Source organism: Nonomuraea sp. C10 (assembly GCF_008017515.1).
Lineage (GTDB): Bacteria > Actinomycetota > Actinomycetes > Streptosporangiales > Streptosporangiaceae > Nonomuraea > Nonomuraea ferruginea.
In genome coordinates this window covers 405,320-429,657 of sequence record NZ_VPFF01000001.1, presented here as the reverse complement: position 1 = coordinate 429,657, position 24,338 = coordinate 405,320, and the positions used below count along the sequence as shown (strand labels likewise).

At 70.0% G+C, this 24,338-nt stretch carries 23 protein-coding genes, 2 tRNA genes and 1 rRNA gene; 11 read left to right on the top strand and 15 right to left on the bottom strand.

Translation table 11 applies throughout. The features are described 5' to 3' along the window. Window positions 1-190 precede the first annotated feature (190 nt). Window positions 191-1,715 (bottom strand): 16S ribosomal RNA (locus FR742_RS02015). A 564-nt stretch (window positions 1,716-2,279) separates the two neighbouring features. On the opposite strand from FR742_RS02015, the gene FR742_RS02010 reads away from it, so the two are divergent. The 3 genes from FR742_RS02010 (at window position 2,280) to FR742_RS02000 (ending at window position 3,261) form a co-directional block, all read left to right on the top strand. Continuing rightward, on the top strand, window positions 2,280-2,684 hold the full coding sequence (locus FR742_RS02010) for a hypothetical protein (protein WP_148029321.1): 405 nt from the start codon (window positions 2,280-2,282) through the stop codon (window positions 2,682-2,684). 173 nt (window positions 2,685-2,857) lie between these two features. Next, on the top strand, window positions 2,858-3,031 hold the full coding sequence (locus tag FR742_RS02005) for a hypothetical protein (protein ID WP_246639496.1): 174 nt from the start codon (window positions 2,858-2,860) through the stop codon (window positions 3,029-3,031). A gap of 5 nt (window positions 3,032-3,036) precedes the next feature. Continuing rightward, window positions 3,037-3,261, top strand: coding sequence for a hypothetical protein (locus FR742_RS02000; protein ID WP_148029319.1), 225 nt, complete (start codon window positions 3,037-3,039; stop codon window positions 3,259-3,261). Here FR742_RS02000 and FR742_RS01995 read toward each other — a convergent pair. Continuing rightward, window positions 3,258-3,725 (bottom strand): group II truncated hemoglobin, encoded by a 468-nt coding sequence (locus FR742_RS01995; RefSeq protein ID WP_148029318.1) that lies wholly within the window; start codon window positions 3,723-3,725, stop codon window positions 3,258-3,260. The genes FR742_RS02000 and FR742_RS01995 overlap by 4 nt on opposite strands. Before the next feature lie 55 nt (window positions 3,726-3,780). On the opposite strand from FR742_RS01995, the gene FR742_RS01990 reads away from it, so the two are divergent. Beyond that, a complete protein-coding gene (locus FR742_RS01990) occupies window positions 3,781-4,359 on the top strand; it encodes a bifunctional 2-polyprenyl-6-hydroxyphenol methylase/3-demethylubiquinol 3-O-methyltransferase UbiG (protein WP_148029317.1) in 579 nt (192 codons plus the stop codon). Here the strand turns inward: FR742_RS01990 and FR742_RS01985 are convergent. Continuing rightward, a complete protein-coding gene (locus tag FR742_RS01985) occupies window positions 4,356-4,931 on the bottom strand; it encodes a hypothetical protein (RefSeq protein ID WP_148029316.1) in 576 nt (191 codons plus the stop codon). The genes FR742_RS01990 and FR742_RS01985 overlap by 4 nt on opposite strands. A gap of 192 nt (window positions 4,932-5,123) precedes the next feature. Between FR742_RS01985 and FR742_RS01980 the strand changes: the two genes are divergently transcribed. Next, window positions 5,124-6,443, top strand: coding sequence for a glycoside hydrolase family 6 protein (locus FR742_RS01980; RefSeq protein ID WP_148029315.1), 1,320 nt, complete (start codon window positions 5,124-5,126; stop codon window positions 6,441-6,443). Here the strand turns inward: FR742_RS01980 and FR742_RS01975 are convergent. Genes FR742_RS01975 through FR742_RS01960 form a run of 4 tightly spaced genes read right to left on the bottom strand, consistent with a single transcriptional unit; the run spans window position 6,440 to window position 10,004 of the window. After that, window positions 6,440-7,027: an ATP/GTP-binding protein gene (locus tag FR742_RS01975; RefSeq protein WP_148029314.1), complete on the bottom strand. Its 588-nt coding sequence runs from the start codon at window positions 7,025-7,027 to the stop codon at window positions 6,440-6,442. The two genes, FR742_RS01980 and FR742_RS01975, sit on opposite strands and share 4 nt — an antisense overlap. Next, the gene (locus FR742_RS01970; RefSeq protein WP_219543950.1) at window positions 7,008-7,358 is read right to left on the bottom strand and encodes a DUF742 domain-containing protein; all 351 of its coding nucleotides are present in this window, start codon (window positions 7,356-7,358) and stop codon (window positions 7,008-7,010) included. Before FR742_RS01970 ends, FR742_RS01975 begins: the two co-directional genes overlap by 20 nt. Continuing rightward, on the bottom strand, window positions 7,355-7,780 hold the full coding sequence (locus FR742_RS01965) for a roadblock/LC7 domain-containing protein (protein ID WP_148029312.1): 426 nt from the start codon (window positions 7,778-7,780) through the stop codon (window positions 7,355-7,357). The genes FR742_RS01970 and FR742_RS01965 overlap by 4 nt, the downstream gene beginning before the upstream one ends. Continuing rightward, window positions 7,773-10,004: a nitrate- and nitrite sensing domain-containing protein gene (locus tag FR742_RS01960; RefSeq protein ID WP_187280952.1), complete on the bottom strand. Its 2,232-nt coding sequence runs from the start codon at window positions 10,002-10,004 to the stop codon at window positions 7,773-7,775. Before FR742_RS01960 ends, FR742_RS01965 begins: the two co-directional genes overlap by 8 nt. 293 nt (window positions 10,005-10,297) lie before the next feature. On the opposite strand from FR742_RS01960, the gene FR742_RS01955 reads away from it, so the two are divergent. Then, window positions 10,298-10,600, top strand: coding sequence for an EthD family reductase (locus FR742_RS01955; protein WP_148029310.1), 303 nt, complete (start codon window positions 10,298-10,300; stop codon window positions 10,598-10,600). Here FR742_RS01955 and FR742_RS01950 read toward each other — a convergent pair. Then, complete coding sequence (locus tag FR742_RS01950; protein WP_148029309.1) at window positions 10,572-11,249, bottom strand: class I SAM-dependent methyltransferase; 678 nt, start codon at window positions 11,247-11,249, stop codon at window positions 10,572-10,574. The two genes, FR742_RS01955 and FR742_RS01950, sit on opposite strands and share 29 nt — an antisense overlap. Before the next feature lie 133 nt (window positions 11,250-11,382). On the opposite strand from FR742_RS01950, the gene FR742_RS01945 reads away from it, so the two are divergent. The 4 genes from FR742_RS01945 (at window position 11,383) to FR742_RS01930 (ending at window position 15,433) form a co-directional block, all read left to right on the top strand. Next, a complete protein-coding gene (locus FR742_RS01945) occupies window positions 11,383-12,471 on the top strand; it encodes an AAA family ATPase (protein ID WP_148029308.1) in 1,089 nt (362 codons plus the stop codon). Then, window positions 12,468-13,694, top strand: coding sequence for a VWA-like domain-containing protein (locus FR742_RS01940; RefSeq protein WP_148029307.1), 1,227 nt, complete (start codon window positions 12,468-12,470; stop codon window positions 13,692-13,694). The genes FR742_RS01945 and FR742_RS01940 overlap by 4 nt, the downstream gene beginning before the upstream one ends. Beyond that, a complete protein-coding gene (locus FR742_RS01935) occupies window positions 13,691-14,428 on the top strand; it encodes a hypothetical protein (protein WP_148029306.1) in 738 nt (245 codons plus the stop codon). Before FR742_RS01940 ends, FR742_RS01935 begins: the two co-directional genes overlap by 4 nt. 201 nt (window positions 14,429-14,629) lie before the next feature. Further along, window positions 14,630-15,433 carry a hypothetical protein gene (locus FR742_RS01930; RefSeq protein WP_148029305.1) on the top strand — a complete coding sequence of 268 codons (804 nt, stop codon included), beginning with the start codon at window positions 14,630-14,632 and terminating at the stop codon, window positions 15,431-15,433. Between the two features lie 13 nt (window positions 15,434-15,446). Here the strand turns inward: FR742_RS01930 and FR742_RS01925 are convergent, their stop codons facing one another. Continuing rightward, on the bottom strand, window positions 15,447-17,039 hold the full coding sequence (locus FR742_RS01925) for a peptide chain release factor 3 (protein ID WP_148029304.1): 1,593 nt from the start codon (window positions 17,037-17,039) through the stop codon (window positions 15,447-15,449). Between the two features lie 198 nt (window positions 17,040-17,237). Between FR742_RS01925 and FR742_RS01920 the strand changes: the two genes are divergently transcribed. Further along, on the top strand, window positions 17,238-18,161 hold the full coding sequence (locus FR742_RS01920) for a CPBP family intramembrane glutamic endopeptidase (protein ID WP_148029303.1): 924 nt from the start codon (window positions 17,238-17,240) through the stop codon (window positions 18,159-18,161). A gap of 108 nt (window positions 18,162-18,269) precedes the next feature. On the opposite strand, the gene FR742_RS01915 is transcribed toward FR742_RS01920, so the two are convergent. The 6 genes from FR742_RS01915 to FR742_RS01890 all read right to left on the bottom strand — a co-directional run bounded on the left by FR742_RS01915 (window position 18,270) and on the right by FR742_RS01890 (window position 24,294). Continuing rightward, window positions 18,270-18,343, bottom strand: a tRNA-Met gene (locus tag FR742_RS01915). A 165-nt stretch (window positions 18,344-18,508) separates the two neighbouring features. Then, window positions 18,509-18,585, bottom strand: a tRNA-Met gene (locus FR742_RS01910). 54 nt (window positions 18,586-18,639) lie between these two features. After that, window positions 18,640-21,591, bottom strand: a complete 2,952-nt coding sequence (locus FR742_RS01905; protein WP_148029302.1) for a UPF0182 family protein — start codon at window positions 21,589-21,591, stop codon at window positions 18,640-18,642. Window positions 21,592-21,723: 132 nt separating this feature from the next. Continuing rightward, window positions 21,724-22,764, bottom strand: a complete 1,041-nt coding sequence (locus FR742_RS01900) for a PDZ domain-containing protein (protein ID WP_148029301.1) — start codon at window positions 22,762-22,764, stop codon at window positions 21,724-21,726. A gap of 10 nt (window positions 22,765-22,774) precedes the next feature. After that, complete coding sequence (locus FR742_RS01895; RefSeq protein ID WP_148029300.1) at window positions 22,775-23,200, bottom strand: molybdenum cofactor biosynthesis protein MoaE; 426 nt, start codon at window positions 23,198-23,200, stop codon at window positions 22,775-22,777. Window positions 23,201-23,220: 20 nt separating this feature from the next. Then, on the bottom strand, window positions 23,221-24,294 hold the full coding sequence (locus FR742_RS01890; protein WP_187281383.1) for an NAD-dependent epimerase/dehydratase family protein: 1,074 nt from the start codon (window positions 24,292-24,294) through the stop codon (window positions 23,221-23,223). Window positions 24,295-24,338 lie beyond the last annotated feature (44 nt).

Below are 24,338 nucleotides of genomic sequence, written 5' to 3'. Positions count from 1 at the left end.
AGTGTGTCCAACCAGTCTCGATCCTCCGCCACACGCTCCCACTCCCCCGTCGCCGGGGGCGGTACTAGCGCGGTGACAACCGAGACCGGTTGAGTAGCCAGTGCTCCACTAGTGAGCTGCCGTGTGCAAGACGTTCGCTTGCAGGCACAGCGTGGACCAGGGCGGTCAGGCCCCGGCCGGTGCTCCTTAGAAAGGAGGTGATCCAGCCGCACCTTCCGGTACGGCTACCTTGTTACGACTTCGTCCCAATCGCCAGCCCCACCTTCGACCGCTCCCCCCACACAAGGTGGTTGGGCCACGGGCTTCGGGTGTTGCCGACTTTCGTGACGTGACGGGCGGTGTGTACAAGGCCCGGGAACGTATTCACCGCAGCGTTGCTGATCTGCGATTACTAGCGACTCCGACTTCATGGGGTCGAGTTGCAGACCCCAATCCGAACTGAGACCGGCTTTTAGGGATTCGCTCCACCTCGCGGTTTAGCAGCCCTCTGTACCGGCCATTGTAGCATGTTTGCAGCCCAAGACATAAGGGGCATGATGACTTGACGTCATCCCCACCTTCCTCCGAGTTGACCCCGGCAGTCTCCCATGAGTCCCCACCACCCCCGAAGGAGCGTGCTGGCAACATGGAACAAGGGTTGCGCTCGTTGCGGGACTTAACCCAACATCTCACGACACGAGCTGACGACAGCCATGCACCACCTGTCACCCAGTCCGAAGAGGCGCACATCTCTGCACGTTTCCGGGTGATGTCAAACCTTGGTAAGGTTCTTCGCGTTGCGTCGAATTAAGCAACATGCTCCGCCGCTTGTGCGGGCCCCCGTCAATTCCTTTGAGTTTTAGCCTTGCGGCCGTACTCCCCAGGCGGGGCGCTTAATGCGTTAGCTCCGGCACGGAACCCGTGGAAGGGTCCCACACCTAGCGCCCAACGTTTACGGCGTGGACTACCAGGGTATCTAATCCTGTTCGCTCCCCACGCTTTCGCTCCTCAGCGTCAGGTAAGGCCCAGCAAGCCGCCTTCGCCACCGGTGTTCCTCCTGATATCTGCGCATTTCACCGCTACACCAGGAATTCCACTTGCCCCTGCCTACCTCTAGCCGGCCCGTATCCACCGCAGACCCGCAGTTAAGCTGCGGGCTTTCACGGCAGACGCGACCAGCCACCTACGAGCTCTTTACGCCCAATAATTCCGGACAACGCTTGCGCCCTACGTATTACCGCGGCTGCTGGCACGTAGTTAGCCGGCGCTTCTTCTGCAGGTACACGTCAACTTCGTCCCTGCTGAAAGAGGTTTACAACCCGAAGGCCGTCATCCCCCACGCGGCGTCGCTGCGTCAGGCTTCCGCCCATTGCGCAATATTCCCCACTGCTGCCTCCCGTAGGAGTCTGGGCCGTGTCTCAGTCCCAGTGTGGCCGGTCGCCCTCTCAGGCCGGCTACCCGTCGTCGCCTTGGTAGGCCACTACCCCACCAACAAGCTGATAGGCCGCGAGTCCATCCCCAACCAAGAAATCTTTCCACCACCATCAGATGCCTGAAGTGGTCGTATCCGGTATTAGACCCAGTTTCCCGGGCTTATCCCAGAGTCAGGGGCAGGTTACTCACGTGTTACTCACCCGTTCGCCGCTCGAGTACCCCGAAGGGCCTTTCCGCTCGACTTGCATGTGTTAAGCACGCCGCCAGCGTTCGTCCTGAGCCAGGATCAAACTCTCCATAAAATGAATTTGAATCCCAACCAAAAAGGAATCCGTCACAGAAATACATGACGGGGTTGTGCATCATGCACTGGCTTTTAACACACTGTTGAGTTCTCAAGAAACGGACGCGTACACCCCGGCAAGACCCGACCAGCGGCCCCCGCCGAAGAGGCGTTCATTTCGTCTTTGTGTTACCAATCTTCGCAGCCCCCCAAGTTCGTGTCAAATTGACGCGAACCCCATCGAGCTTCAAAAATCGGCAACCGCCCCGTTTCCGAGGCAACCCCTCTACCTTACCGGCCGATCCGGACAGATGCGAACCATCCGGACGATCAGTGTGGAGTGGGACTCGCCGGGCTTCTCCGGGACTCTGGTGAGTCCGTGGCTGCCCGTGCCTGAGCAACTGTAGCAGCCTCCAAGACCATCTCGGGCCCACAGAGGTAGTCATCAGGTCCTTCCCTCCCCAGGGGACACCCAAACCTCACTGGTCCGGGAGGGCCCAGGGCAAGCGAACAGCAAGTGGTCCGCAATGCCCCGGCGGTACGAATTGCCACGAGCAGTCCCGCGCTCTCGGAGGTGTCCGGCATGACCCGCTCGGAATACGACGACATCCGTGCTTTCCTCGCCGACCCGGCGACCCAGGCGGGTGACCTGCTGGACGTGGCGAGGACCCTGGTGGAGGACCTGGAGCAGGCCCGCATGCGCGAGGCGATGCTGCGGACGCACTACCTGCGGCTGCTGACCGCCGCTCGCGCGACCGTGGCCGCCGAGTACGCCGGCGCGCCGGACCCGTTGACGTTCGTCAGGCACGAGCTCGACGAGCGGGGGCAGCTTCCGCAGCCCGGAGAGGCCGTGCAGCGCATCCTGTCGGACGCCCAGGCGGCGGCCGCCCTGCTCGCCTGCCTGGCGGAGCAGCAGACCAAGCCGCGCCCCCGTGACAGCATGCCGCTGCGCCGCTGCGTCGGCCCGGTCCGCAGCCTGCGTCGCTGACTTCCGCCGTGATCCGCACGGCGCGCTCTCAACAGACGAGCTGCTTCCGCCCGTGCCCCCGCGCGGCTTGCTCTCGACAGGCGGGCTGGAACGGCAAACAACGCGGCGGTGACCCAACGCATACCCGGGCTTGGGGTGGTGACTGTAAGACTGCGCATATGTGGCAGAGAGGGATGAATTGGGCGGCCATCGCGCTGGTAGCCATATTCAACCTGATGTGGCTGGGCGTGGTCGTCTACGCGGACGTGACCTCCACTTTCTGGTCGCGCGCCACCCAGGTGGTGGTCGCCCTGTCCCTGCTCGGCTGGGCCGCCAGGAAGACGGTCGAGATGATCGGCAAGGCGTGAGTTCGATGAGTGAGCAACCGTACGAGATCGGCAAGGATCTGGGGGACGACCCGCAGCAGTCGTGGGCCGCGATGTACGAGGACGTGTTCCCCCAGCAGCACCAGATCGTGGAGATCGACGACGAGATCCCGCGTGGCATCTCCAGATGGGTGGACGAGGAGGACCCCCGCGAGTCCGACACCTTCATCGACCCCATGGAGGTCGAGGACCCGCCGCAGCTGGAGTTCTAAGGCTGGTACGGAGGAGCGACGCCCCAGCCCCACCGTGGCACCGGCGCCTGTCGCGGCGGCGTGGCACCGGGCTGCGAGTTGGTGCGGGCGATCCTGGTGCCCCATTCGATGTAGCCGGCGAACGCGGCCCTGAACTCGGGGTCGTCCGGCAGCCCCACCTCGTCGGCGGCGTCCATGAGCAGGCTCACCCACCGGCGCCGCTGCTCCTCGGTGATGCCCCGGTTGAGGTGGTGGGCCAGCATGTGCGAGTATCCCCCGCGTTCGCCGGTGTAGCGGGCGGGCCCGCCGAACACCTCGCCCAGCCACATGGCCACGTACCGGGGATGGCCGGGATCCATGTGCGCGAACAGCGGCCCTAGCAGGTCGTCCTTCACGACCTGGCGGTAGAAGACCTCGGTCAGCCGCTCCAGCGCATCCGTGCCGCCGGCCCATTCGTAAAGCGTCGGTATGCCATTTTCGGTCATGTAATCATGTAATCATCGTGATGGCGGCCCGGCAACACCCTCAATACTCGGATCCATGACCTTCGATCACAACGACCACTACCACCCTTTGCTGCTCCGCCATCTCCCGGCGGGCGCGGCCACCGCACTCGACGTGGGCTGCGGCACTGGGCTGTTCGCGCGCCGGCTGGCCGCCCGTGGTGTGGTCGTGGACGCGATCGATCCGTCGCCGGAGGTCATCGAGGCGGCGCCGCGCGCGGCGGGTGTCCGATACGCGCGCGCCGACGTCACCGCCATGGACCTGCCCGAGGCCCACTACGACTTCATCTCGTGCCTGGCCAGCCTGCATCACGTGCCGTTCGAGACGGTGGTCAGGTTGCGTGCGGCGCTCGTGCCCGGTGGGGTGCTCGCGGTGCTCGGCTGTTACCGGGAGAGCACCGCGGCCGACCACCTGACCAGCCTGGCGGCCGTCCCGGTGAACGCCGTCGCGCGCCTGGCGCTGAGCCGCCGGAGCTCCGCACCGGTGAAGGCGCCGGTCAGGCCGCCGGTGATGACCCTCGGCGAGGTCAGGGAGCACACCGCCCGCCTCCTGCCCGGCGCCCGGGTCAGGCGCCTCCTCTTCTGGCGCTATCTGCTGGTCAGCCGCAGGCCCTAGAAGTCCTCGCACGTCGCGTACCAACTGTCGGAGAGCCGGTCGACGGACGAGAACCGGTAGGTTCTCAGCCGCTCCCCGTGCACGTACGTGAGACCGCAGAACTCCAGCCAGCCTCCCGACCCGATGACGCCCAGGTCGGCCCGGTCGACGTGGCGCACGGCCCGCCCGACCGGGAAGAGCCCGACCCATTCGACGCCGAGCCCGCTCTCGGCGTCGCCCACCGTGACGCTGTCGGGATGCAGCGGCAGGGACCGTACGTAGGCGGTCAGCGCGGGCTCCGACACCGCGAACGCCGCGCGCATCGGCAGGTCGGCCGCGACGGTCGCGCAGGTGAGCGCGGCGACGAGCGGCGCGACCGCGATGCCGGGGCTGCGGCGATAGCGCGGCACGCAGAGCAGGACGATCCACAGGGCCGTCGTCAGGATCCAGAACAGGACCGCGTAAGACAGGACATAAAGGCTGCCGCCGGGAAAGACCATCGCGATGAGGGTGAGAAGGGCCGCGAGTGTGGCCGGCGCCACGAGCCAGAGCCACCGCACCCTGCCGGTGGAACCCGTCACGGGGACACGCACACACGGGACCCTAGCAAGAGCAGGCCGGTTGACCGGCGCGATCGCCGTCAGTCGTAATCCCGCTTGAAAGTTTCAGCCGCTCATCGGCCTCCCGCCTGTGCCTTTGCCTTCCGGCGGCCGATCGCGCTTCTGGCAGGAGGCGAGGGCTCCCTACCATGCGTGGGAGCGCTCCCATATCAGGACGGAGTTTCCATGTCTCGTAGAAGGCCCGTGCTGGCCGCCCTCTTCACCGCGGTCGCGACCGCCGTGGCGGGGGCGGCCGTCTTCACCTCTTCCGCCGTCCAGGCCGCCGACTCGGCGTTCTACGTGGACCCGGAGACGAACGCCGCCAAGTGGGTGGCCGCCAACCCCGGCGACAGCCGCGCCCCGGTGATCAGGGACCGGATCGCCGCGGTCCCGCAGGGCCGCTGGTTCGCCACGTACAACCCGTCCACCGTCCGGGCGCAGGTCGACGCGTACGTGGGCGCGGCGTCGAGGGCGGGCAAGATCCCGATCATGTCCGTGTACGCGATGCCGAACCGCGACTGCGGCGGCCCGAGCGCGGGCGGGGCGCCGGACCACACGGCGTACCGGGCCTGGATCGACCAGATCGCGGCCGGTCTCGGCGGCCGCCCGGCCACGATCGTGCTGGAGCCGGACGCCCTGGCCATCATGTCGAACTGCATGAACTCCACCGAGCAGGCCCAGGTGCAGGCGTCGATGTCGTACGCGGGCCAGCGGTTCAAGGCGACGTCGTCTCAGGTGAAGGTGTACTACGACATCGGGCACGACGCCTGGCTGTCTGCCGGGGAGGCGGCGAACCGGCTGCGCGGCGCCAACGTGTCCAGCAGCGCCGACGGCATCGCGGTCAACACCTCCAACTACCGCTCGTCGCCCGGTCTGGTGTCGTACGCGAAGAGCGTCATAGCGGCGACCGGCGACTCCAGACTGCGCGCGGTGATCGACACCAGCCGCAACGGCAACGGCCCGGCCGGGAGCGAGTGGTGCGACCCCGCGGGCCGCGCCACGGGCACGTGGAGCACCACGGCGACGGGCGACTCGATGATCGACGCGTTCCTGTGGGTGAAGCCGCCGGGCGAGGCCGACGGCTGCATCGCGGCGGCGGGCCAGTTCGTGCCGCAGCGCGCCTACGACCTGGCCATCGCGGCGGGCGAGCCGACCCAGACGCCCACCGTCACCCCGACGGTCACCCCGACCGTGACGCCGACCGGCCAGGGCTGCGCCGCGGCGTTCACGATCGTCAACAGCTGGCAGGGCGGCTTCCAGGCCGAGGTCACCGTGCGCAACACCGGCGCGTCGGCCATCTCCGGCTGGCAGGTCGGCTGGTCCTTCGCCGGCGGCCAGTCGATCTCCCAGCTCTGGAACGGCGACCTGAGCTCCTCCGGTTCGTCCGTGACGGTCGGCAACCTCGGCTGGAACGGCGCGGTCGCCGCGGGCGGCACCACCACGTTCGGCTTCCTGGCCAACGGCTCGGCCGCCACCCCGGCGCCGATCGCCTGCACAGCCCGCTAGCGGACCTCCATCGCATGGGTGACGAGCATGGTCAGGACCTCTTTGACCGAGGACCGGTTACGCGCGTCGCACATGATGACCGGAGTCGTCTCGTCCAGTCCGACGGCCCGCCGCACCTTCCCAGGATCGTGCCGGCGGGCCCCGTCGAAGCAGTTCACCGCGACCACGAAGGGGAGCTTGAGCTGTTCGAAGTAGTCGACGGCCGGGAAACAGTCGGCCAGCCTGCGGGTGTCGGCGAGCACGACGGCGCCCAGCGCGCCGAGCGCGAGTTCGTCCCACATGAACCAGAAACGGTCCTGCCCTGGGGTGCCGAACAGGTACAGCCACAGATCCTGGCGGATGGTGATGCGGCCGAAGTCGAGCGCCACCGTGGTGGCGACCTTCCGCTCGACGCCGGACACGTCGTCCACGCCCACGCCGCGGTCGCTGAGGAGTTCCTCGGTGTGCAGAGGGCGGATCTCACTGATCGTGCCGACCATGGTGGTCTTGCCCACGCCGAAGCCGCCGGCCACCAGGATCTTCAGGGCGGTCGCGGTGAGCGTCCCTCCGGAGGGCCGGGGGCGATCAAAGCCTGCGAATTCCATGCAGTACATCCCTGTAGGTACGTTCATCGATCGACTGGTTGGCGGGCTTCGGCGGGGTGATGCTCACGAGCCCCTCGCGCCGCAGGTCACCGAGCAGCACGCGGGTGACGTTGAGCGGCAGGCCGAGCCCGGCCGCGACATCGGCCACGGGGGTCGGCCTGCGGCAGATGCGCAGGATGGTGTGATGCTCCGGGTTCAGCACGGACGGCTCCTGCGGCAGGTGGACCGTGGCGACGATGGCCACCAGGTCGAACGCCTCGCCCTGGGGCCGCGCCCGGCCGCCCGTGAGACCGTATAACCGGATCAGAGGCCCCGGATCGTCGTCTGTCACGGTGTCATCCCGTTCCACACCGGCGCGGGCGCCGCGCCTCTCGGCAGCGCGGTCAGGTGCTCGCCCACCCGCCGGACGAGCAGGGCCATCTCGTACGTGATCAGGCCCAGCTCGGAGTCGCCCGCGGCCAGGACCGCCAGCCGGGCGCCCTGACCGGCCGCGGTGACGAACAGGAAGCCGCCTTCCAGCTCGATGATCGTCTGGCGGACGCCGCCCATCCCGAAGTGCCGGCCCGCGCCCATCGCCAGGCTGTGGCTGCCTGCCGCGATCGCCGCGAGGTGCTCGGTGTCCTCCCTGGTCAGCCCCTGGGACCCGCCCATGGTGAGGCCGTCGGCGGACAGCAGGATCGCGTGCCGCACTCCCGCGACCCGGTTGGCCAGGTCGTCGAGCAGCCAGCTCAGCTCAGATCTCGCGTCAGCCATGGGAGTCCCTTTCGTCGCGCACGTCGCGGTCGCCGTTCGTCTCCCTGCGCGCCTGCCGCCAGCCCTCCTGCATGGAGGTCATGAGGCTGAACAGTTCCTCGGGGGCGCGGGCGGAGACCTCGGGCTCCTGCTCCGGACGTGTTTTCCTTAGTTGTGGTGCCAGATGTGCCTGGCGTACCCGCACCGGCAGGCCGTCCAGGTCGTCGTCCGGCTCCGTCTGCCGCGGGATCGGCCCGGTGGGCGGGTCGAGCGTCCGCACGGGGCCGGACGCGCGCACCTCCCTGGGCGGCGGGGGCGGGACCTGCCGGACGGGTTCGAACAGCGACTGGCTGAGCTGCGACGGGACCGGCGCGCGCTCCGCGAGCATGCACGTCGGCAGCATCACGATCGCGGTCGTGCCGTCGTACGGGGACGGGCGGAGCGTGACCTTGATGCCGTGCCGCGCGGCCAGCCGGGAGACCACGAAGACGCCCATCCGGTCGCTGCGCGCCAGGTCGAACTCCGGCGGGGTGATGAGCTGGGCGTTCAGCTCCTCCAGGGTGCCGGGGTTCACGCCCAGGCCGCGGTCCTCGATCTCCAGGGCGAAGCCGTTGGCCGCCGTGAGACCGCGTACCTGCACGCTGGTGTTGGGCGGCGAGAAGGCGGTGGCGTTCTCCAGCAGCTCGGCGACCAGGTGGATGACGTCGGTCACCGCTCCGCCGGTGAGCAGCGGGCTGTCCGGCATCGGCTGGATGGTGACGCGCGTGTAGTCCTCCACCTCCAGCGCGGCGCTGCGTACCACGTCGAAGATCGGCACCGGGTCCCGCCAGCGGCGGCCGGGGGCGGCGTCGGACAGGATGATGAGGTTCTCCGCGTGGCGGCGCATGCGGGTGGTGAAGTGGTCGAGCTTGAACAGGCCCTCAAGGGTGTCCGGGTCCTCGGCCTTGCGCTCCATCGCGTCCAGCAGTGAGAGCTGGCGGTGCAGCAGCGCCTGGTTGCGGCGGGCCAGGTTCAGGAAGACCTGGCCGACGCCCTTGCGCAGGGTGGCCTGGCCGACGGCGGCCTCGACGGCGGTGCGCTGCACGGCCGAGAACGCCTGCACCACCCGCTCCACCTCGGCCGTGCGGGCGCTCTCCAGCTCCGGCGCCTCGGCCGGGTCCACGTCCTCGCCCTTGCGCAGCCGCTCCACCAGCCGGGGCAGCCGCACCTCGGCCAGCTCGACGGCCGAGGCCTGCAACTTCTTCAGCTCGTTCACCAGCGACCGGCCGAACCGGTACGACAGCGCGATCGACAGCACCACGGCCAGCAGGCCCAGGCCGACGACCAGCACGATGCGCATGAGGCCGGCGAAGACCAGGTCCTCGCCCTTGGCGGAGGCGCGGGCCAGCTCCTTGGCGTAGTTGTCGCTCAGGATGGTGTGGACGGCGCCGGCGTCCCGCCGCCACGATTCGGCCAGGATCGGCGGCCTGCCGCTCTTGTTCCAGTGGAAGACGGCGTCCTCGGCGGTGGTGAACCGTTGGTAGGCGGGCGCGGCCAGCAGTTGCTCGTGCCAGACCCGCAGCTCGGGGCCCATGTCCCGCTCGGCGTTCACGAGCTGGACGCGGCGGCCGGCCATCGCCGCGACGAACGCCCCGTGCTCGGCCCTGGTCATCTCTCCGCGCTGCAGCGCCGGCGTGAGGATGGCGTTCTCCCTGGCCACGTACTCGTCGACGGCGCCGTAGTAGCCGAGGCCGCGCAGCACCCGGTACGAGGAGACCGCGGTGATCATCTCGGTGCCGGCGAACTGGCGGTTGGCGACGCTGATGACGTTGTTGAACTTCTCGGTGGTGGCGAGCACCGGCACCTGGTCCAGGTCGGCGCCGGCCCGGATGCTGGGCAGCCCGTCGAGCTCGTCGAGCAGGTCGCGCACCGCGTCGGGCGGGGTGCTGACGTCGCTCGTCACCGTGGCGGCCACGTCCCTGATGCGGGCCACGGCCTGGTCGGTGTGCTGGCGCTGGGTGCCGAGCTGGGCGTTGCCTGAGGTGTTCCCGGCGGCCTCGGCGGTCAGCTGCCGTTCGCGTTGCAGCTGGGTGATCAGGTCGCGGGCGGGGACGCCGATGGCGTCCCACTCGCTGCGGCTGCCCGCGAATCCGGAGGTCTCGTCCACCATGGTGTACGCGATGTAGACCCATAAGCCGATCAGCGACACCAGCGGGACGATGAGGATGCGGACCAGCTTGGAGCGGATCGGTGGGGCGGCTCTCATACGCTTCATCCAATCCGCGCGTGCCTGCGCATAGTCGATGCCGTAGAGGCGGCGAGTGCCTGCAGAGCACTCCCGCGACGGATGCGCGCTGTGATTTGCCCCACTATGCCGCTGAGGGTCACGGGCTACAACCCGGCGTCACAAAAGTTGAGAGTTTGATATCCAACTCGCCACATACTCGCGTTTACAACCGTTTGTCATGATGTATCGCGTCGTGGTGCGCGCTCCTGGCCGGGGCTACCGTTCGCGGCCCCGCCGATGTTTGATCGAGGCAACCGACATCTGGAGGCGTCATGGCGTACCAGCTCCTCGCGCTCTACCACCACCCGGAGAGCACGGCCGCGTTCGACAAGCACTATGACGAGGTGCACGCGCCCCTCGCCGCCCGGCTGCCCGGCCTGCGCTCCTACACGGCCACCCGGCCCGGGGGCGCGGAGCCGGCCTACTACCTGGTGGCGGTGCTGACGTTCGACGACGAGGCCGCGTTCAACACCGCCATGGGCAGCGACGTCGGCCAGCAGGCGGTGACGGACCTGGCGAACTTCGCGGGCGCCGGCGTCACGATGCTCACGGGCCCGGCGGACACTGTGGTCTGACGGCGCGCACAGCAAGGATCAACGGCACGGGATGCTCGCGCGGCTCTGCCAGCCGCTCGATCACCAGCCCGGCGTCGATGAACGCGTTGATGAGGTCGGGCAGCGGGACGTGGCTCATGCCGAGCCTGTCCCTGATGCCGCCCTCCCGCCACCACGGCCCCTTGGGATGCCATCCCGTCCTGCGGTAGGTGGGGTGGATGGTCACGGCGCCGTCCTCGCGCTTCTCGATGTGCGGGCCGTTGAAGCAGGGATGCACCCCGTAGAACAGCAGGAGGCCGCCCGGGCGCAGCACCCGGGCGGCCTCCTTCGTCAGCGCGGCGAAGTCGGGGATGTCGGTGGACACCCAGAGGGCGGCGACGGTCCCGAACGCGCCGTCACGGAACGGCAGCGCGTGGCCGTCACCCTGGAACAGCGGCGCCGGATCCCTGCGGCGCGCGAGCCGCAACTGGTCGGCTGACCGATCGAGCCCGACGACGGTCCTGCCGGTCGCGCGGATCGCGTCGAGATACTGGCCGGTGCCGCAACCCAGGTCCAGGCATGGGCCGTCGCCCGGGCCGAGCAGCTCGGCCAGCTCGGGCGCGTTCCCTGCGGCGCCTTCGGCGTTGAACTCGTCGTACCACTCGGCCAGGCCGTCGTAGCGAGCGCTCATGATCCAGTCATACGTCGACGCGCTCGTGGCCGCGCGGGGCGACATCATTTCGGACACCTCCACCTCCGTCAACCGTAGTTGACCGCTTTCCGAGGGGTCAACTATGGTTGACGCGACACCTTGGAGGATTCCCATGACGAAGAACGACAGCGTGCGCACGGCCCTCGCCCTGGCGGTGCGGGCGGATCTGCCCGTCCTGCTGTGGGGAGCGCCGGGCACCGGCAAGACGTCCGCCGTCGTCGCGCTCGGGCGGCAGCTGGACCTGCCGGTGGAGGTGGTCGTCGGATCGGTCCGCGAGCCCGGCGACTTCGCCGGCCTCCCGGTCGTCCGCCAGGAGGGGACGTGGTTCGCGCCGCCGCGCTGGGCGGAACGGCTGGCGTCCGCCGGGTCGGGGCTGCTCTTCCTGGACGAGCTGACCACGGCGCCGCCGGCGGTGCAGGCCGCGATGCTGCGGGTGGTGCTGGAACGTGCCGTGGGCGACCTCGTACTCCCCGAAGGGGTGCGGATCGTGGCCGCCGCGAACCCGCCGGACCTGGCCGCGGACGGCTGGGAGCTGTCGCCGCCGCTCGCGAACCGGCTCGTCCACCTGGACTGGGACGTCTCGCCCGTGGACGTGGCCGACGGCCTGGCCCACGGGTTCCCCGAGCCGGACGCCGTCCGGGTCGTGCCTCCGTCGCGGGCGGGGGTGGCCGCCGCGAAGGCGCGGGTCGGCGCCTTCCTGCGGGTCAGGCCCGAGCTGGTGCTCGCCGTGCCGGGTACGCCGGAGCGCGCGGGCAGGAGCTGGCCGAGCCCGCGCAGCTGGGAGATGGCCGCGATCGCGCTGGCCGCCGGAGAGGCCGACGCGGCCACCGAAGCGGCGGTGGCGGCGCTGGTGATCGGGGCGGTGGGCGAGGCGGCCGGGTTCGAGCTGCTGTCCTGGCTGCGCACGCTGGACCTGCCGGACCCGGAGACCCTGCTGGACGACCCCGATGCGCCGCTGCCGGACCGGGCGGACCGGTTGCACGCGCTGCTGGGCGGGCTGGTCGCGCACGTGGTGGCCGACGGCGGCGCGACGACCTGGGAACGCGCCTGGACGGTGATCGGCCGGGTCTCCCAGACGACGCCCGACGTGGCCGCGGCCTCGGCTCGTACGCTGGCCGCGAACCGGCCGGCCGGGGCGGGCCTGCCGTCCGCGCTCCTCGACCTCGCGCCGATCCTGCGATCCGCGGGCCTCATGCCATGAACCCCGTGGACCGTACCCCCGACGTGCTGCGGCGTTTCGCCGAGGCGCGGGTGTGGGCCGCCGCCCGCGCGCCCTACCTGGCGAGCGCGCTGTTCGCGCTGAGGCCGGTCGTCCTCGAACCGTATCTGGACGACGTGACCGGCGAGCCCGTCGCCGACGCCGAGTTCCGCGCCTTCCCCGCCGACACCCGGTGGCACGTCCACCTCGACCCCGGCACGACCCTGGCCACGCCCGCCGGGGAGATCGGATGGTGGCTGCTGCACCACATCGGCCACCTCGTCCGCCACCACGCCGCCCGCTCCCCCGGGCCGTCACCGCACTGGATCCAGGCCGCCGACGCCGAGGTCAACGACGATCTCGAAGCCGGCGCGCCCGCAGGGGTGATCTCCCCGCGCGCCCTCGGCCTGCCGGAAGGGCGGATGGCGGAGGAGTACCTGTCGCTGATCGAGGTTCTCGACGCCGCGCACCGCCGGGGCGGCCGCCCGCTCGCCGAGCTGATCGACTGCGGCAGCGCGGCGGACGGGGTGGAGCGCCCGTACGAGATCTCCGGCGGAGGGCTGGACGGCGTCGAGCGCGACATCCTCGAACTCGCGATCGCCCGCGAGATCGAGACCAGGGCCGCCGCCCGGTCTCCGGTGGCCGGCGGGTGGCGGCGCTGGGCCGGGGAACGCCTGCGTCCCGCCGTCGACTGGCGGGCCGAGCTCCGCGCGCGCGTCCGGCGCGGCGTAAGGCAGGCCTCGGGACGGGTGGACTTCTCCTACCGCCGTCCCGCGCGGCGCCCGCCCGTGAACGGCGTGGTGCTGCCCGCGATGGTCGCCCCGGCGCCCGAGATCGTGCTGGTCGCCGACACCTCAGGCAGCATCCCGCAGCCCATGCTGGCCCGGTTCCTCGCCGAGATCACCGCTCTCGCCCGGGGTCCCGGACGGCGGCTGCGGGTGATCTGCTGCGACCTGCACGCGCACCCCGTCCAGACCGTACGCAGGACGGAGGACATCGAGCTGACCGGCGGAGGCGGAACGGACCTGCGCGAGGGCATCGCCGCCGCGCTGGCCCTGCGCCCGCGCCCCGACCTGGTCGTCGTCCTCACCGACGGGCAGACCCCGTGGCCGGAGCACCGGCCGCCCGTCCCCGTGCTGGTCGGGCTCGTCGGCACCGGACGACCGCCCGCCTGGGCCCACACCGTCACGATCCGAGACGAAGACCTCGACCGGGAGAGATCATGAGCATCGCCTACGCCGACCGCCCCGAGCCCGAGGATCTGCACGAGTGGACCGCCCGCGGGTTCACCGTCGCCGAGGCGCGGCGCTGGATCGGCGGCGGGTTCCCGCTGGACACCGCCGAACGATGGCGGGCCGGCGGCGTCCACACCCCCGATCAGGCCCTCGCCTGGCGCACCGCGGGCCTCTCCCCGTACACGGTGCAGCCTCTCCTGCGGGCGGGCATGACGCCCCGCGACGCCGTGCGCTGGCACGAACTCGGCTACCCGCACGCGGAAGCGGCCGAGCGGCACCTCGCCGGGGAACGTCCCGGCCCGCGCGGGTGGCTGCGCACCCTGCTGCGTTCCCGCTCGCCCCGGCCCAGCGCGCTCGACGGCGAGCAGCGCGAGACCATGCGGGCGCTCCTGGGAGGCGGTGTGCCCGCCGCGACGGCGCGTGCCTATCTCGACGCGGGATGGACCGGCGCCGTGGCCGTGTCCTGGGCGGAAACCGGCATCGACCCGGCCGGCGCGGCCGTCTACCGCGCCATCGGCTTCACTCCTGCCGAGGCCGCCGGCCTGGCCGGACGCGGCGTCGACGCGCTCGGCCTGATGCGGGACTGGTGGGACGCGGCGATACCGCGTACCGAGGTCGCCGCCTGGGTGGTCGCGGGGTTCTCGGCCGCGGACGCCGCCCGCGCCCGCGAGGCGGGCACGACAGCCGAGCAGGCGGCCGTGCTCCGCGCCCTCCGAGGCGATTGAGCGATGCCAGGGGTGAACTCGACCGCCCGCTCCTCCGTACCTCTCCATGACCGTGGCTTCCCGAGAGACAGAGCCCTGGACAGCCGCAGGAGGTGCTGATGGCGTAAGGACCCCCATGCCCCGACCGGCGCCCTCCGAGGGAGACCCCGGAGGGCGCCGGCTTGTGGACACGGGTGCGGTCTCGCCGCGACCATGCTTCGTATGGCCCGTTTACAGGCAGCAGCCGTCGTCGAGGCGATCCCCCGCGACTGGTTCGAGGAGTACGTACGCGCCCTGCTCGACCGCGCGGAGGACCTGCGCACGGACGAGGAAGGCTGGATCCAGGGCGACGAGGAGCTCGCCGACGTCGCGCTCGTCGAGGGCGATCACCTGACCGCCGGCGCGCGCTACCAGCGTCACACCGACCCGCCGGAGGGCGAGGACGGGAACGGCACCACCAGCGAGCTGCTGATCACCTCGTGGGAGCGTACGGGAGAGGTGAGCGCGGCCGTCACCACCTGGCACCCCGACGACCAGAAGACCACGTGGACGGTGAAGCTGTCCGATCCCGGCGCGCCGCGGTCGCTCGTGGCCGGGGGCGAGCACCACGCCGCCAAGCGCCTCCACCGGCTGTCGTGGGCCGCTCGGCTCGACTTCCGGCAGTGGTGGCGCCAGGTGGAGGGCGGAGGCGGGCAGGCGCCGGTGACCGTGCTGCTCCGTCATCACTACGGGCAGGCGCGCCTGCTGGTCAGGGCGGCGGCCGAGGGCGGCGGGAAGTGGCGGCTCGGCCTCACGCTGGTCGTGCGGGGACGCGGCTGGGTCCGGCCGCTCGCGGCGCTCGGCCTGCTGTTCGTGCGGAGCAAGCTGGAGGCCAAGCTCCGTGAGGCGGTCGCCGAGATCGCCGAAGACTGGAACGCGGACATCCCCGAGCTGCTGAAGCACGACCCTCGCGACGCCGGGGTCTGGGTTCCGGAGCTGCGCCGGGACCGGGAGGAGCTGGACCGCTGGCTGGCGGAGAACGGCTAGCGGCGGGCGCCGGTCAGCGCTGCTCCCGATTGGTGTCGGCGATCAGCGGCTCCAGGGTCAGGCCGGGCTGGTCGCGGGCGATCGTGCGCATCCGCCACTGGTCGGTGAACACCGCCAGCATCGCCTGGTCTCCGGAGCGGGTCAGCACCTCGCAGCCGCGCTCGCGGTCGAGGGCCGGCGCCGAGGCGGCGTCGGTGCGGCGGGCCAGCGTGTAGTCGAGCCGGTCGAGGCTGATCTCGGCGCCGAACTCGGCGGCCATGCGGTGCTGCACCACCTCGAACTGCATCGGCCCGACCGCCGCCAGCACCGGCGCCTGGTCGCCGCGCAGGTCGGAGCGGAGCACCTGGATGACGCCCTCGGCATCGAGCTGGTCGATGCCGCGCCTGAACTGCTTGGACTTGCCGGAGTCGCGTCCCCGGGCGACCGCGAAGTGTTCGGGGGCGAAGCTGGGGATCGGCGGGTAGGTCACCGGCGGCCCGTCGAACAGGGTGTCGCCGGGCCGCAACGCACCGGCGTTGACCAGGCCGACCACGTCACCGGGGTAGGCCTCGTCGAGCGTGGTGCGATCCTGGCCGAACACGCTCTGGGCGTACTTGGTGGCGAACGGCCGCCCGGTGGCGGCGTGGGTGAGCACCATCCCGCGCTCGAACCGCCCGGAGCACACGCGGACGAACGCGATCCGGTCGCGGTGCGCGCGGTCCATGTTGGCCTGCACCTTGAACACCAGCCCGGAGAACGGCGCGTCCAGCGCCCTGGGCGTGTCGTGCACGTCCGGACGCGGCGCCGGCGGCGGGGCCAGCTCGACCATCGTGTCCAGCAGCCGCGCCACCCCGAAGTTGGGCAGCGCCGCGCCGAACAGCACCGGGGTGGACTCGTGGGCCTCGAAGGCCTTCTGGTCGTGGTCGGCGCCGATGGCCGACAGCAGCGCGGTCTCCTCACCGGCGCGCCGCCAGTCTTCGCCCAGCTCGGCCAGGGCCTGCTCGTCGGTCAGCTCGCGGGTCAGCGCCTTGGTGGCGCCGCCGGGAGTCCGCTCGTAGCGGACCGCGCGCCCGGCCGGCCGGTCGATCACGCCGTGGAAGTGGCCGGCGGCGCCGATCGGCCAGGTGACCGGCGTGGGGCGCAGGCGCGTGCGGTCCTCGATCTCGTCGAGCAGTTCGAGGGCGTCGCGGCCGGGACGGTCCCACTTGTTGACGAACGTGATGACCGGGATGCGGCGGTGGCGGCACACCTCGAACAGCTTCATGGTCTGCGGCTCCATGCCCTTGGCCGCGTCTATGAGCATGACCGCGCAGTCGACGGCGGCCAGCACCCGGTAGGTGTCTTCGGAGAAGTCGGCGTGGCCGGGTGTGTCGACGAGGTTGAACACGTGGCCCCGGTAGTCGAAGCGCAGCGCGGCGGAGGTGATCGAGATGCCGCGCGAGCGTTCGATCTCCATCCAGTCGGAGGTGACGCCGCGGCGCCCGGCCTTGCCGTGGACCGCCCCCGCCTGGGTGATCGCCGAGGCGTGCAGGGCGAGCGCCTCGGTCATGGTGGACTTGCCCGCGTCGGGGTGGCTGATGACGGCGAACGTCCGGCGCCGGCCGCCTTCGCCCATGATGTCGATCATCGTCCTACCCCTGCCGTGCTCACCCCGCGGACCGCATCACTCTACCCGCGTGGCCGCCCGGCGACCGCCTGACACCTGCCGGGCCGACTCGGTACCCCTGGCTGTACCGCGGGTTGGGGCGTACGCGGGAGCGACCGGCGGGGCCGCGGCTGGTGTGCTGATCAGCGTCAGCCAAGCCACTCCCCAAGGAGCGATGTCATGTCAGTCGACAGCCCGCCAGGCGTCGATCAGCGGCCGAGCCGGACCGGGATCCGGGGGTTCATCCGCCGCCGTCCGCTGATCAGCTTCTTCGTCCTGGCCAACCTGATGAGCTGGGCCGCCTGGACGCCCTACATCCTCTCGGCGACCGGTCTCGGGGTCCTGGACTTCACCTTCCCCTCGGCGCTCGGCGGCACCCAGATCCTGGGCGTCCTCCCCGGCGCGTATCTCGGCCCCATCCTCGCCGCGTTCATCGTGACCGCGGTCGCGGACGGCAGGGAAGGCGTCCGCCGGTGGATCGGCCGCATGACCAAGTGGCGGGTCAGCTGGGTCTGGTACGTCGCGACGGCCGTCGGCGTGCCCGCCGCCATCATCGTCAGCGGCCTCGCGTTGTCCGGCGGAGACATCCGCCTGCCGTCCGCCGTCATGCTGGTGGCCTACCTGCCGGGCCTGTTCATCCAGATGGTCACGACCGGCCTGGCGGAGGAGCCCGGCTGGCGTGACTTCGCCCTGCCCCGCATGCAGCGCAGGTTCGGCCCGCTGGGCGCGACCCTCGTCCTCGGCCCGCTCTGGGGCATCTGGCACCTGCCGCTGTTCCTGAGCGAGTGGGGCGGGTGGCCGGACGTCACCTGGATGAGGGTCGGCGAGTTCGTCGCCTTCGCCTGCGTCTTCAGCGTGGTCGTCACCTGGGTGTTCAACCGGACCGGTCAGAGCCTGCCGCTGGTCATGCTGCTGCACGTCAGCGTCAACAACTTCATGTCGATCATGTACGCGGACGTGTTCCCTTCGCTCGCCACCGCCGAGCAGGCGTCCCACGTCACTCTGCTCGCCGGCACCACGGCGGCGCTCGTGGTGCTCGTCGCGACGCGCGGCCGGCTCGGGTACCGGCCGGAACCCGCGCCGGAGGCTGTCCATCGGAGCTGAACGCTCCAGCCGGGACTGGGCGTGCGCGGGCCCTGCGGGAACGGGCGGCTCCGCTGCCCGGACATGCGAAACGCCCTCCGGGATGATCCCGGAGGGCGTTTCTTTTCGTAGCGGGGGCAGGATTTGAACCCACGACCTCTGGGTTATGAGCCCAGCGAGCTACCGAACTGCTCCACCCCGCGTCGGTGTGTCTTGACACTATCCCTGAAACGGGAGTTCACGCAAATCGACGGGCGCCCGCGGGAAGATCGACTACCACCGACCGGATCGCCCGGGACGTTCCTCTGCCTGAAGATGGCTGTACATGCGAAATGCCCTCCAGGATGATCCTGGAGGGCATTTCCTCTTGGTAGCGGGGGCAGGATTTGAACCTGCGGCCTCTGGGTTATGAGCCCAGCGAGCTACCGAACTGCTCCACCCCGCGTCGGTGTGTGTCTAAAGACTATCCCCGACGCGGGACTCACGCAAATCGAGAGAGCTAGGACCCTTGCTCCGGTGATTCGGTCGGCGCCGGGGTCGCCGACCCGGTCGGGGACGGCGACGGTGACGGTGAACCGGTCGGCGAGGGGGTCGGGGTGACCGGCGCCTGGACCCCGGCGGTGCGGAGCTTCTCCAGGGCGTCGTCCAGGCGCTGCTGCGCCTTGCCGAACTCCTCCCAGTTGGGCGGGTCGCTCTGCAGGGCCTTAGTGGCGTCGTCGTACGCCTTCTGGGCGTCGCCGATCGCGGTCTGCAGGGCGGACTGCTGCTGTTGCTGGTTTTCCTGCTGCTGGTTCTCCTGAGACTGCTGTTGCTGCTGGTCTCCGGTGGTCTGCTCCTTGCCGAAGACCTGGGCCAGCGCCTCGTCGAGGTTGCGGGCGACGCCGATCTCGCTGCCGAACGACACCAGGACGCGCTGCAGGATCGGGTACGGCTCCTGGCCGCCTCCCGCCGCGACCTGGATGTAGACGGGTTCGATGTAGACGAGCCCGCCCGCGTACGGCAGCGTCAGAAGGTTGCCGTAGCGGACCGAGGAGGCGCCGACGCCCAGCAGGTTGAGCTCACCCGCGAACCGGCTCTGGAAGGCGTTCTGCGCCTGACCGGGGCCCGGGATCGGGGTGTTGGACGGCATGCGCAGGATGCGCAGCTTGCCGTAGCCGTCGCCGGCCGTGGAGTCGACGGCCATGAACGCCGCCAGGTTGGGACCCTGCCGTGGCACGAACGTGGTGGTCAGCGAGAACTTCGGCTGGTCACCCGGCATCGTGGTGGTCAGGTAGTAGGGCGGCTGCTTGACGTTCTGCTCGCCCTGCGACGGGTCGTTGGGGACGTTCCAGAAGTCCTGGCCGCTGTAGAAGGCCGCGGCGTCGGTGATGTGGTAGCGCGACAGGGTGTAGCGCTGCACCTTGAACAGGTCTTCGGGGTAGCGGACGTGCGCGAGCAGGCTCTCGCTCATCTCGGTCTTCGGCTGGATGATGCCGGGGAACGCGCTGCTCCAGGTCTTGAGCACCGGGTCGTCCGGGTCCCAGGCGTAGAGCGTGACGGTGCCGTCGTAGGCGTCGACCGTGGCCTTGACGGAGTTGCGCATGTAGTTGATCTTGTCCTGCGGCTGCTGGGCGATCACCCGGGACCGGTCGGTGGCCGTGTCGCGGGTCATCTCCTGCAGGCTCTCGCTCTGCGAGTAGGGGTAGGAGTTGGACGTGGTGTAGGCGTCCACGATCCAGGTGACCCGGCCGTCGATGATCGCGGGGTACGGGTCGGAGTCGAGCGTCAGGAACGGGGCGACCTTGGCGATGCGGTCACGCGGGCTGCGCTCGTACAGGATCTTGGAGTTGTCGTTGACGTCGCCGGACAGAAGGATGTTGACCTCGCTGTACTTGGCGGCGTAGAAGAGCCGGTTGATGAACGAGCCGACCGGGACTCCGCCCTTGCCCGTGTAGGTGGTGTTCTTCTGGCCGGTGCCGCCGGTCTCCGGGTAGTCGAGCTCCTGCGGGCGCTCGGGGTTGCCGCCGGCGATGACGTAGTCGGCGCCGGTGGTCTCGCCGAAGTAGATGCGCGACTCCTTGAGGCCGGTGCGCTCCGCCAGGGGGCCGGTGACCGGCATGTCCTTGGCGTCGTAGGCGGGCAGGCCGCTGGAGTCGACCTGGTTGCCGGGGGCGGCCACGAAGCCGTAGCCGTGGGTGTAGACCAGGTGGCGGTTGATCCAGTTGTTCTGGCCCTCGGGCGGGCCGGTCAGCTCGCGCACGGCCACGATGTGGTCGGTGAGCTTGCCGTTGGCGTCGGGGTAGCGGTCGACGTCGAGCTGGTCGGCGAAGTTGTAGAAGCCCCGGATGCGCTGGGTCTGCTCGTAGGTGGCGGACACGAGCGCGGGGTCGAGCAGGCGGACGCCGGTCACGGACGTGTCGCCGGCGGCGTTCTCCCGCACCTGGCTCGGGTCGGCCACGGCGCTGTAGGGCTCCACTTTGGCGTCGTCGACGTTGTAGGCGTCTCGGGTCGCCTCGATGTTGCGGGCGATGTAGGGGGACTCCTTGGCCTGCTGGTTGGGCCTGACCTGGAACTGCTCGACGAGCATCGGGTAGACGCCGCCGATCAGCACCGCCGAGAGCGCGAGCAGGCCGAACGAGACCCCGGGAAGCATGCCGCCCGGCCGGAAGATGCCGGCGAAGAACATCAGGGCGCAGATCAGGGCGATGATCGCGAGGATGTTCTTGGCCGGAAGCACCGCGTTGATGTCGGTGTAGGAGGCGCCGTGGACGAAGCCGCGGTCGGAGAAGACCAGGTCGAACTGGTCGTACCAGTAGGCGATGGCCTTGAGCAGGACGAACACGCCGAGCAGGACCGACAGGTGGATGCGCGCGGCCTTGGAGGCGTGCACGCCGGGCGACTGCAGCCGGAACCCGCCGTACAGGTAATGGGTGATCGCCGCCAGGATGGCCGAGAGGATCACGGCGGTGAACAGGAAGTTGAGCACCAGCCTGATGAACGGGAGCTCGAACATGAAGAACGAGATGTCGCGCTTGAACTCGGCGTCGGTCGTGCCGAACGGCTGGGCGTTGGCGAACTCGATCCAGGTATGCCACTGGCCGGCGAGAGAGGAGCCCGCGAAGAGCGCGAGCAGGGCCAGGCCGACGATGAAGATCAGCTTGCGGTGCGGGTCGAGCGCGGCGCGGTAGCGGTCGGCGCCGCTGCCCCCGCCGAAGACCGCCGGGCCGAACGTCGGCCGCGTGCGGTAGGCGAGCAGCATGTTGCCGCCGACGATGCCGACCATGAGCACCGCTCCGATGAGGAACAGCACCACCTGGGTCAGCAGCACGCTGGAGAAGACCCGCGTGTAGTCGACAGCGCTAAACCATAGATAGTCGGTATAAATCCCGGAAAATAGGAAGAAGAGCGCCACAATCGCCACGAGTGCGATCGCGACGGGCAGAAGCAGTCGCGGTCGGCGGGGCAAGCGCATCGCCCTGCCGCCGGCTCCTGGGGTCCGGAAGCTCAAGGCCAACCCCTCGTCGTGATGAAGAAACGGTCCGTGTCTGGCAACCTACACCGCAGTGTCACCACTACGGCTAACGCGCGGCGAATGAGGGAAGTTTCATCCAGAGCAAGACGGGACCTTGCCTTTACCTGAGACCAAGGCTTCGATCGCCAGCCTCGCACTGTTGAGAGTCTCGGCTTTGACCAGCCGAAGCCCGTCAGGCACGGCCTTCATGGCCTCGGCGCAGTTTCCCGCGGGCGTGAGGAAGATCGTGGCGCCGGCGTCGCGGGCGCCGACCAGCTTCTGGGGGATGCCGCCGATCGGGCCCACCGTGCCGTCGGGCTTGATGGTGCCGGTGCCGGCGATCTGCTTGCCGCCCGTCATCGGCCCCTCGGTGAGCTTGTCCACGATGCCGAGCGAGAACATCAGCCCCGCGCTCGGCCCGCCGACCTCGCCCACGTTGATGTCGACCTCGAAGGGGAACTTGTAGGTCGCCCGCATGCTCACCCCGACGACCGGCTCGCCGTCGGCGGCGACGGTCGGCACGGTGATCTTGAGATCCTCGTCACCCCTGGTGATGCCGAACGTCACCTCCTCGCCCGCCCGGCGCGCCCGCACCGCCTCGCCGACCTCCTCGGTCTTGGTGACCGGCTCGCCGTCGACGGAGGTGATCTCGTCGCCCTTCTCGATCTTGCCCGCGGCGGGCTTGTCCTTGGCGACGGAGACGACCGAGATGACGGTCCTGTACGGGATCTTCAGCTCGTTCAGGGCGGCGGCCGTGGCGTCGTCCTGGGAGTTGGTCATCTCGACGGTGTTCTCCTCCTCGACCTCCTTCTGGCTGCGGTCGGGAGCGAAGATGGTCTCCTGCGGCACGACGGCGACGGTGGGGTCGATCCAGCCGCGCAGCGCGGTGAGCAGGTCGATCTGGGAGGTCGGCCCGCCCTGGTAGGCGACGGTGACGAGCCGGAGCGAACCGCTGGTCGGATAGGTCTCACGCCCGGTTATCTTGATCACCGGCTGCTTGTCGATCTGCCCGAGGGTGTTCTCCGTGGGCCCTGGGCTGAGCACGACGTACGGAACGTCCACGAGCGCGCCGCCGATGCCGAGCGCGAGCACGAGGAAGCCCGAAACCAGCAGGGTCAAGGCACGTCGTGACATGGATCCGAGCTTATTCGCAGGCGCCGACCCACTCGGTCGATCCGTCGGCGAACTCCTGGTGTTTCCAGATCGGCACCTGGGACTTGAGATCGTCGATCAGCCTGCGCGCCGCCTTGAACGCCTCGTCGCGGTGGGCGCAGGCCACGGCCACGATCACCGCGGTGTCGCCGAGCGCCAGGTCTCCGACCCGGTGGACGGCGGCGAGCGCGGTCACGGGGAAGTCGGAGGCCACCTTCTCGGCCACCGAGCGCAGCTCCTGCTCGGCGGACGGGTGGGCGGAGTAGGACAGCTTCGTCACCGGCTTGCCGTGATCCTGCTCACGCACGGTGCCCACGAACAGGGTCGTGCCGCCCGCCGCGTGGTCGGCCACCGCGGCCGTCACCTCGTCGACGGACAGCGGGGTGTCACGAATGCCGAGCAACCGGATGACGTCCACGCGAAGAGCCTACATATTTCTCACAGGCGGCGCTTCTTGCGCACCTGACGGACGATCGCGGCGGTGCCGATGACGGCGACGGTGGCGCCGGCCGCGGTGAGGGTGGCCTCCTTGACGGGCAGCCGCCTGCCGACCACGGTGGTGCGGTTCTCGCGCAGCTCCAGGAGCTGGTTGAAGGCCGTCTCGTTGGTCCACGACGGCTTCCAGCCGGCCTCGCGCAGGGCGGCGCAGTCGACCACCCACGGATAGACGACGTAGTGGAGGTCGGTGGCAGGCGCGGGCGTGATGCCCAGCCGGTGGAGGCGCTGGGCGGTGCCGAAGGTCAGCCCGGCCGGCAGCTCGAACCGCCGGATCCCGGACAGTTCCTCGATCTGCTCCTGTTCGAGCCAGCCGTCGCAGCCGACGGCCGCCACCCCGGTGACGGCGCCCTTGGCGGCCAGTTCGAGGGCGGAGACCAGGTCGTCGATGTGGCAGAACTGCCAGCGCTGCGCGCATCCCTTGACCGTCAGCAGCCGCGGCGACTCGAAGTGGCGGGTGATCACGGTGTCGATGCCGGGCCCGACGACCGCGGCCGGGCGCAGCACCGTGACCTCCAGGCCGGGGTGGCTGCGCAGCGACGTGCGCACCAGCGCCTCGATCTCCAGGTAGTCGCCGACCACGCCCGTGTCGGGCTCGGCCGCCACCGGGGCGTCCTCGGCGAGGGGCACGTCGTTGTCGGCCGCGGCGCCGTACACCATCGCGCTCGTGACGACCACCACGCGCCGGACGCGCGCGGCCGCGCTGGCGGTGAGGACGGTCTGGGCGGCTCTCAGGTTGTACGCGCGGCGCTCGCCGGGATCGGAGTCGAGGGCGTAGTCGCCGGCCACGTGGACCACGACGTCGATGTCGGAGATCCGGTTCGCCAAGAGCGGATCCCGTACGTCGATCACCCGCCAGGTGGCTTCCTGCACGTCACCGCGCTCCTCGTCGATGGCCACGACTCTGCGGAAATCCGCGGAGGTGACGAGCCTGACGAGCAGCTCGCGGCCCAGGCCGGATGCGGCGCCGGTGACGGCTACGACTGGTCGGCGCGAGCGTTTCGAGGTAGGCACCAGGTCCTCACTTTGCACTGATCCGCCACAGGACGACTAACGTGGCG

What these genes read in the sequence shown, in the direction of transcription:
- FR742_RS01945 (WP_148029308.1), top strand. Translation starts at nt 11,383, where the DNA reads ATGACGAAGAACGACAGCGTGCGCACGGCCCTCGCCCTGGCGGTGCGG.
- FR742_RS01905 (WP_148029302.1), bottom strand. Translation starts at nt 21,591, where the DNA reads ATGCGCTTGCCCCGCCGACCGCGACTGCTTCTGCCCGTCGCGATCGCA.
- FR742_RS01980 (WP_148029315.1), top strand. Translation starts at nt 5,124, where the DNA reads ATGTCTCGTAGAAGGCCCGTGCTGGCCGCCCTCTTCACCGCGGTCGCG.
- FR742_RS01950 (WP_148029309.1), bottom strand. Translation starts at nt 11,249, where the DNA reads ATGAGCGCTCGCTACGACGGCCTGGCCGAGTGGTACGACGAGTTCAAC.
- FR742_RS01955 (WP_148029310.1), top strand. Translation starts at nt 10,298, where the DNA reads ATGGCGTACCAGCTCCTCGCGCTCTACCACCACCCGGAGAGCACGGCC.
- FR742_RS01975 (WP_148029314.1), bottom strand. Translation starts at nt 7,027, where the DNA reads ATGGAATTCGCAGGCTTTGATCGCCCCCGGCCCTCCGGAGGGACGCTC.
- FR742_RS01995 (WP_148029318.1), bottom strand. Translation starts at nt 3,725, where the DNA reads ATGACCGAAAATGGCATACCGACGCTTTACGAATGGGCCGGCGGCACG.
- FR742_RS01920 (WP_148029303.1), top strand. Translation starts at nt 17,238, where the DNA reads ATGTCAGTCGACAGCCCGCCAGGCGTCGATCAGCGGCCGAGCCGGACC.
- FR742_RS01900 (WP_148029301.1), bottom strand. Translation starts at nt 22,764, where the DNA reads ATGTCACGACGTGCCTTGACCCTGCTGGTTTCGGGCTTCCTCGTGCTC.
- FR742_RS01965 (WP_148029312.1), bottom strand. Translation starts at nt 7,780, where the DNA reads ATGGCTGACGCGAGATCTGAGCTGAGCTGGCTGCTCGACGACCTGGCC.
- FR742_RS02000 (WP_148029319.1), top strand. Translation starts at nt 3,037, where the DNA reads ATGAGTGAGCAACCGTACGAGATCGGCAAGGATCTGGGGGACGACCCG.
- FR742_RS02005 (WP_246639496.1), top strand. Translation starts at nt 2,858, where the DNA reads ATGAATTGGGCGGCCATCGCGCTGGTAGCCATATTCAACCTGATGTGG.
- FR742_RS01930 (WP_148029305.1), top strand. Translation starts at nt 14,630, where the DNA reads ATGGCCCGTTTACAGGCAGCAGCCGTCGTCGAGGCGATCCCCCGCGAC.
- FR742_RS01990 (WP_148029317.1), top strand. Translation starts at nt 3,781, where the DNA reads ATGACCTTCGATCACAACGACCACTACCACCCTTTGCTGCTCCGCCAT.
- FR742_RS01935 (WP_148029306.1), top strand. Translation starts at nt 13,691, where the DNA reads ATGAGCATCGCCTACGCCGACCGCCCCGAGCCCGAGGATCTGCACGAG.
- FR742_RS01925 (WP_148029304.1), bottom strand. Translation starts at nt 17,039, where the DNA reads ATGATCGACATCATGGGCGAAGGCGGCCGGCGCCGGACGTTCGCCGTC.
- FR742_RS01960 (WP_187280952.1), bottom strand. Translation starts at nt 10,004, where the DNA reads ATGAGAGCCGCCCCACCGATCCGCTCCAAGCTGGTCCGCATCCTCATC.
- FR742_RS01940 (WP_148029307.1), top strand. Translation starts at nt 12,468, where the DNA reads ATGAACCCCGTGGACCGTACCCCCGACGTGCTGCGGCGTTTCGCCGAG.
- FR742_RS02010 (WP_148029321.1), top strand. Translation starts at nt 2,280, where the DNA reads ATGACCCGCTCGGAATACGACGACATCCGTGCTTTCCTCGCCGACCCG.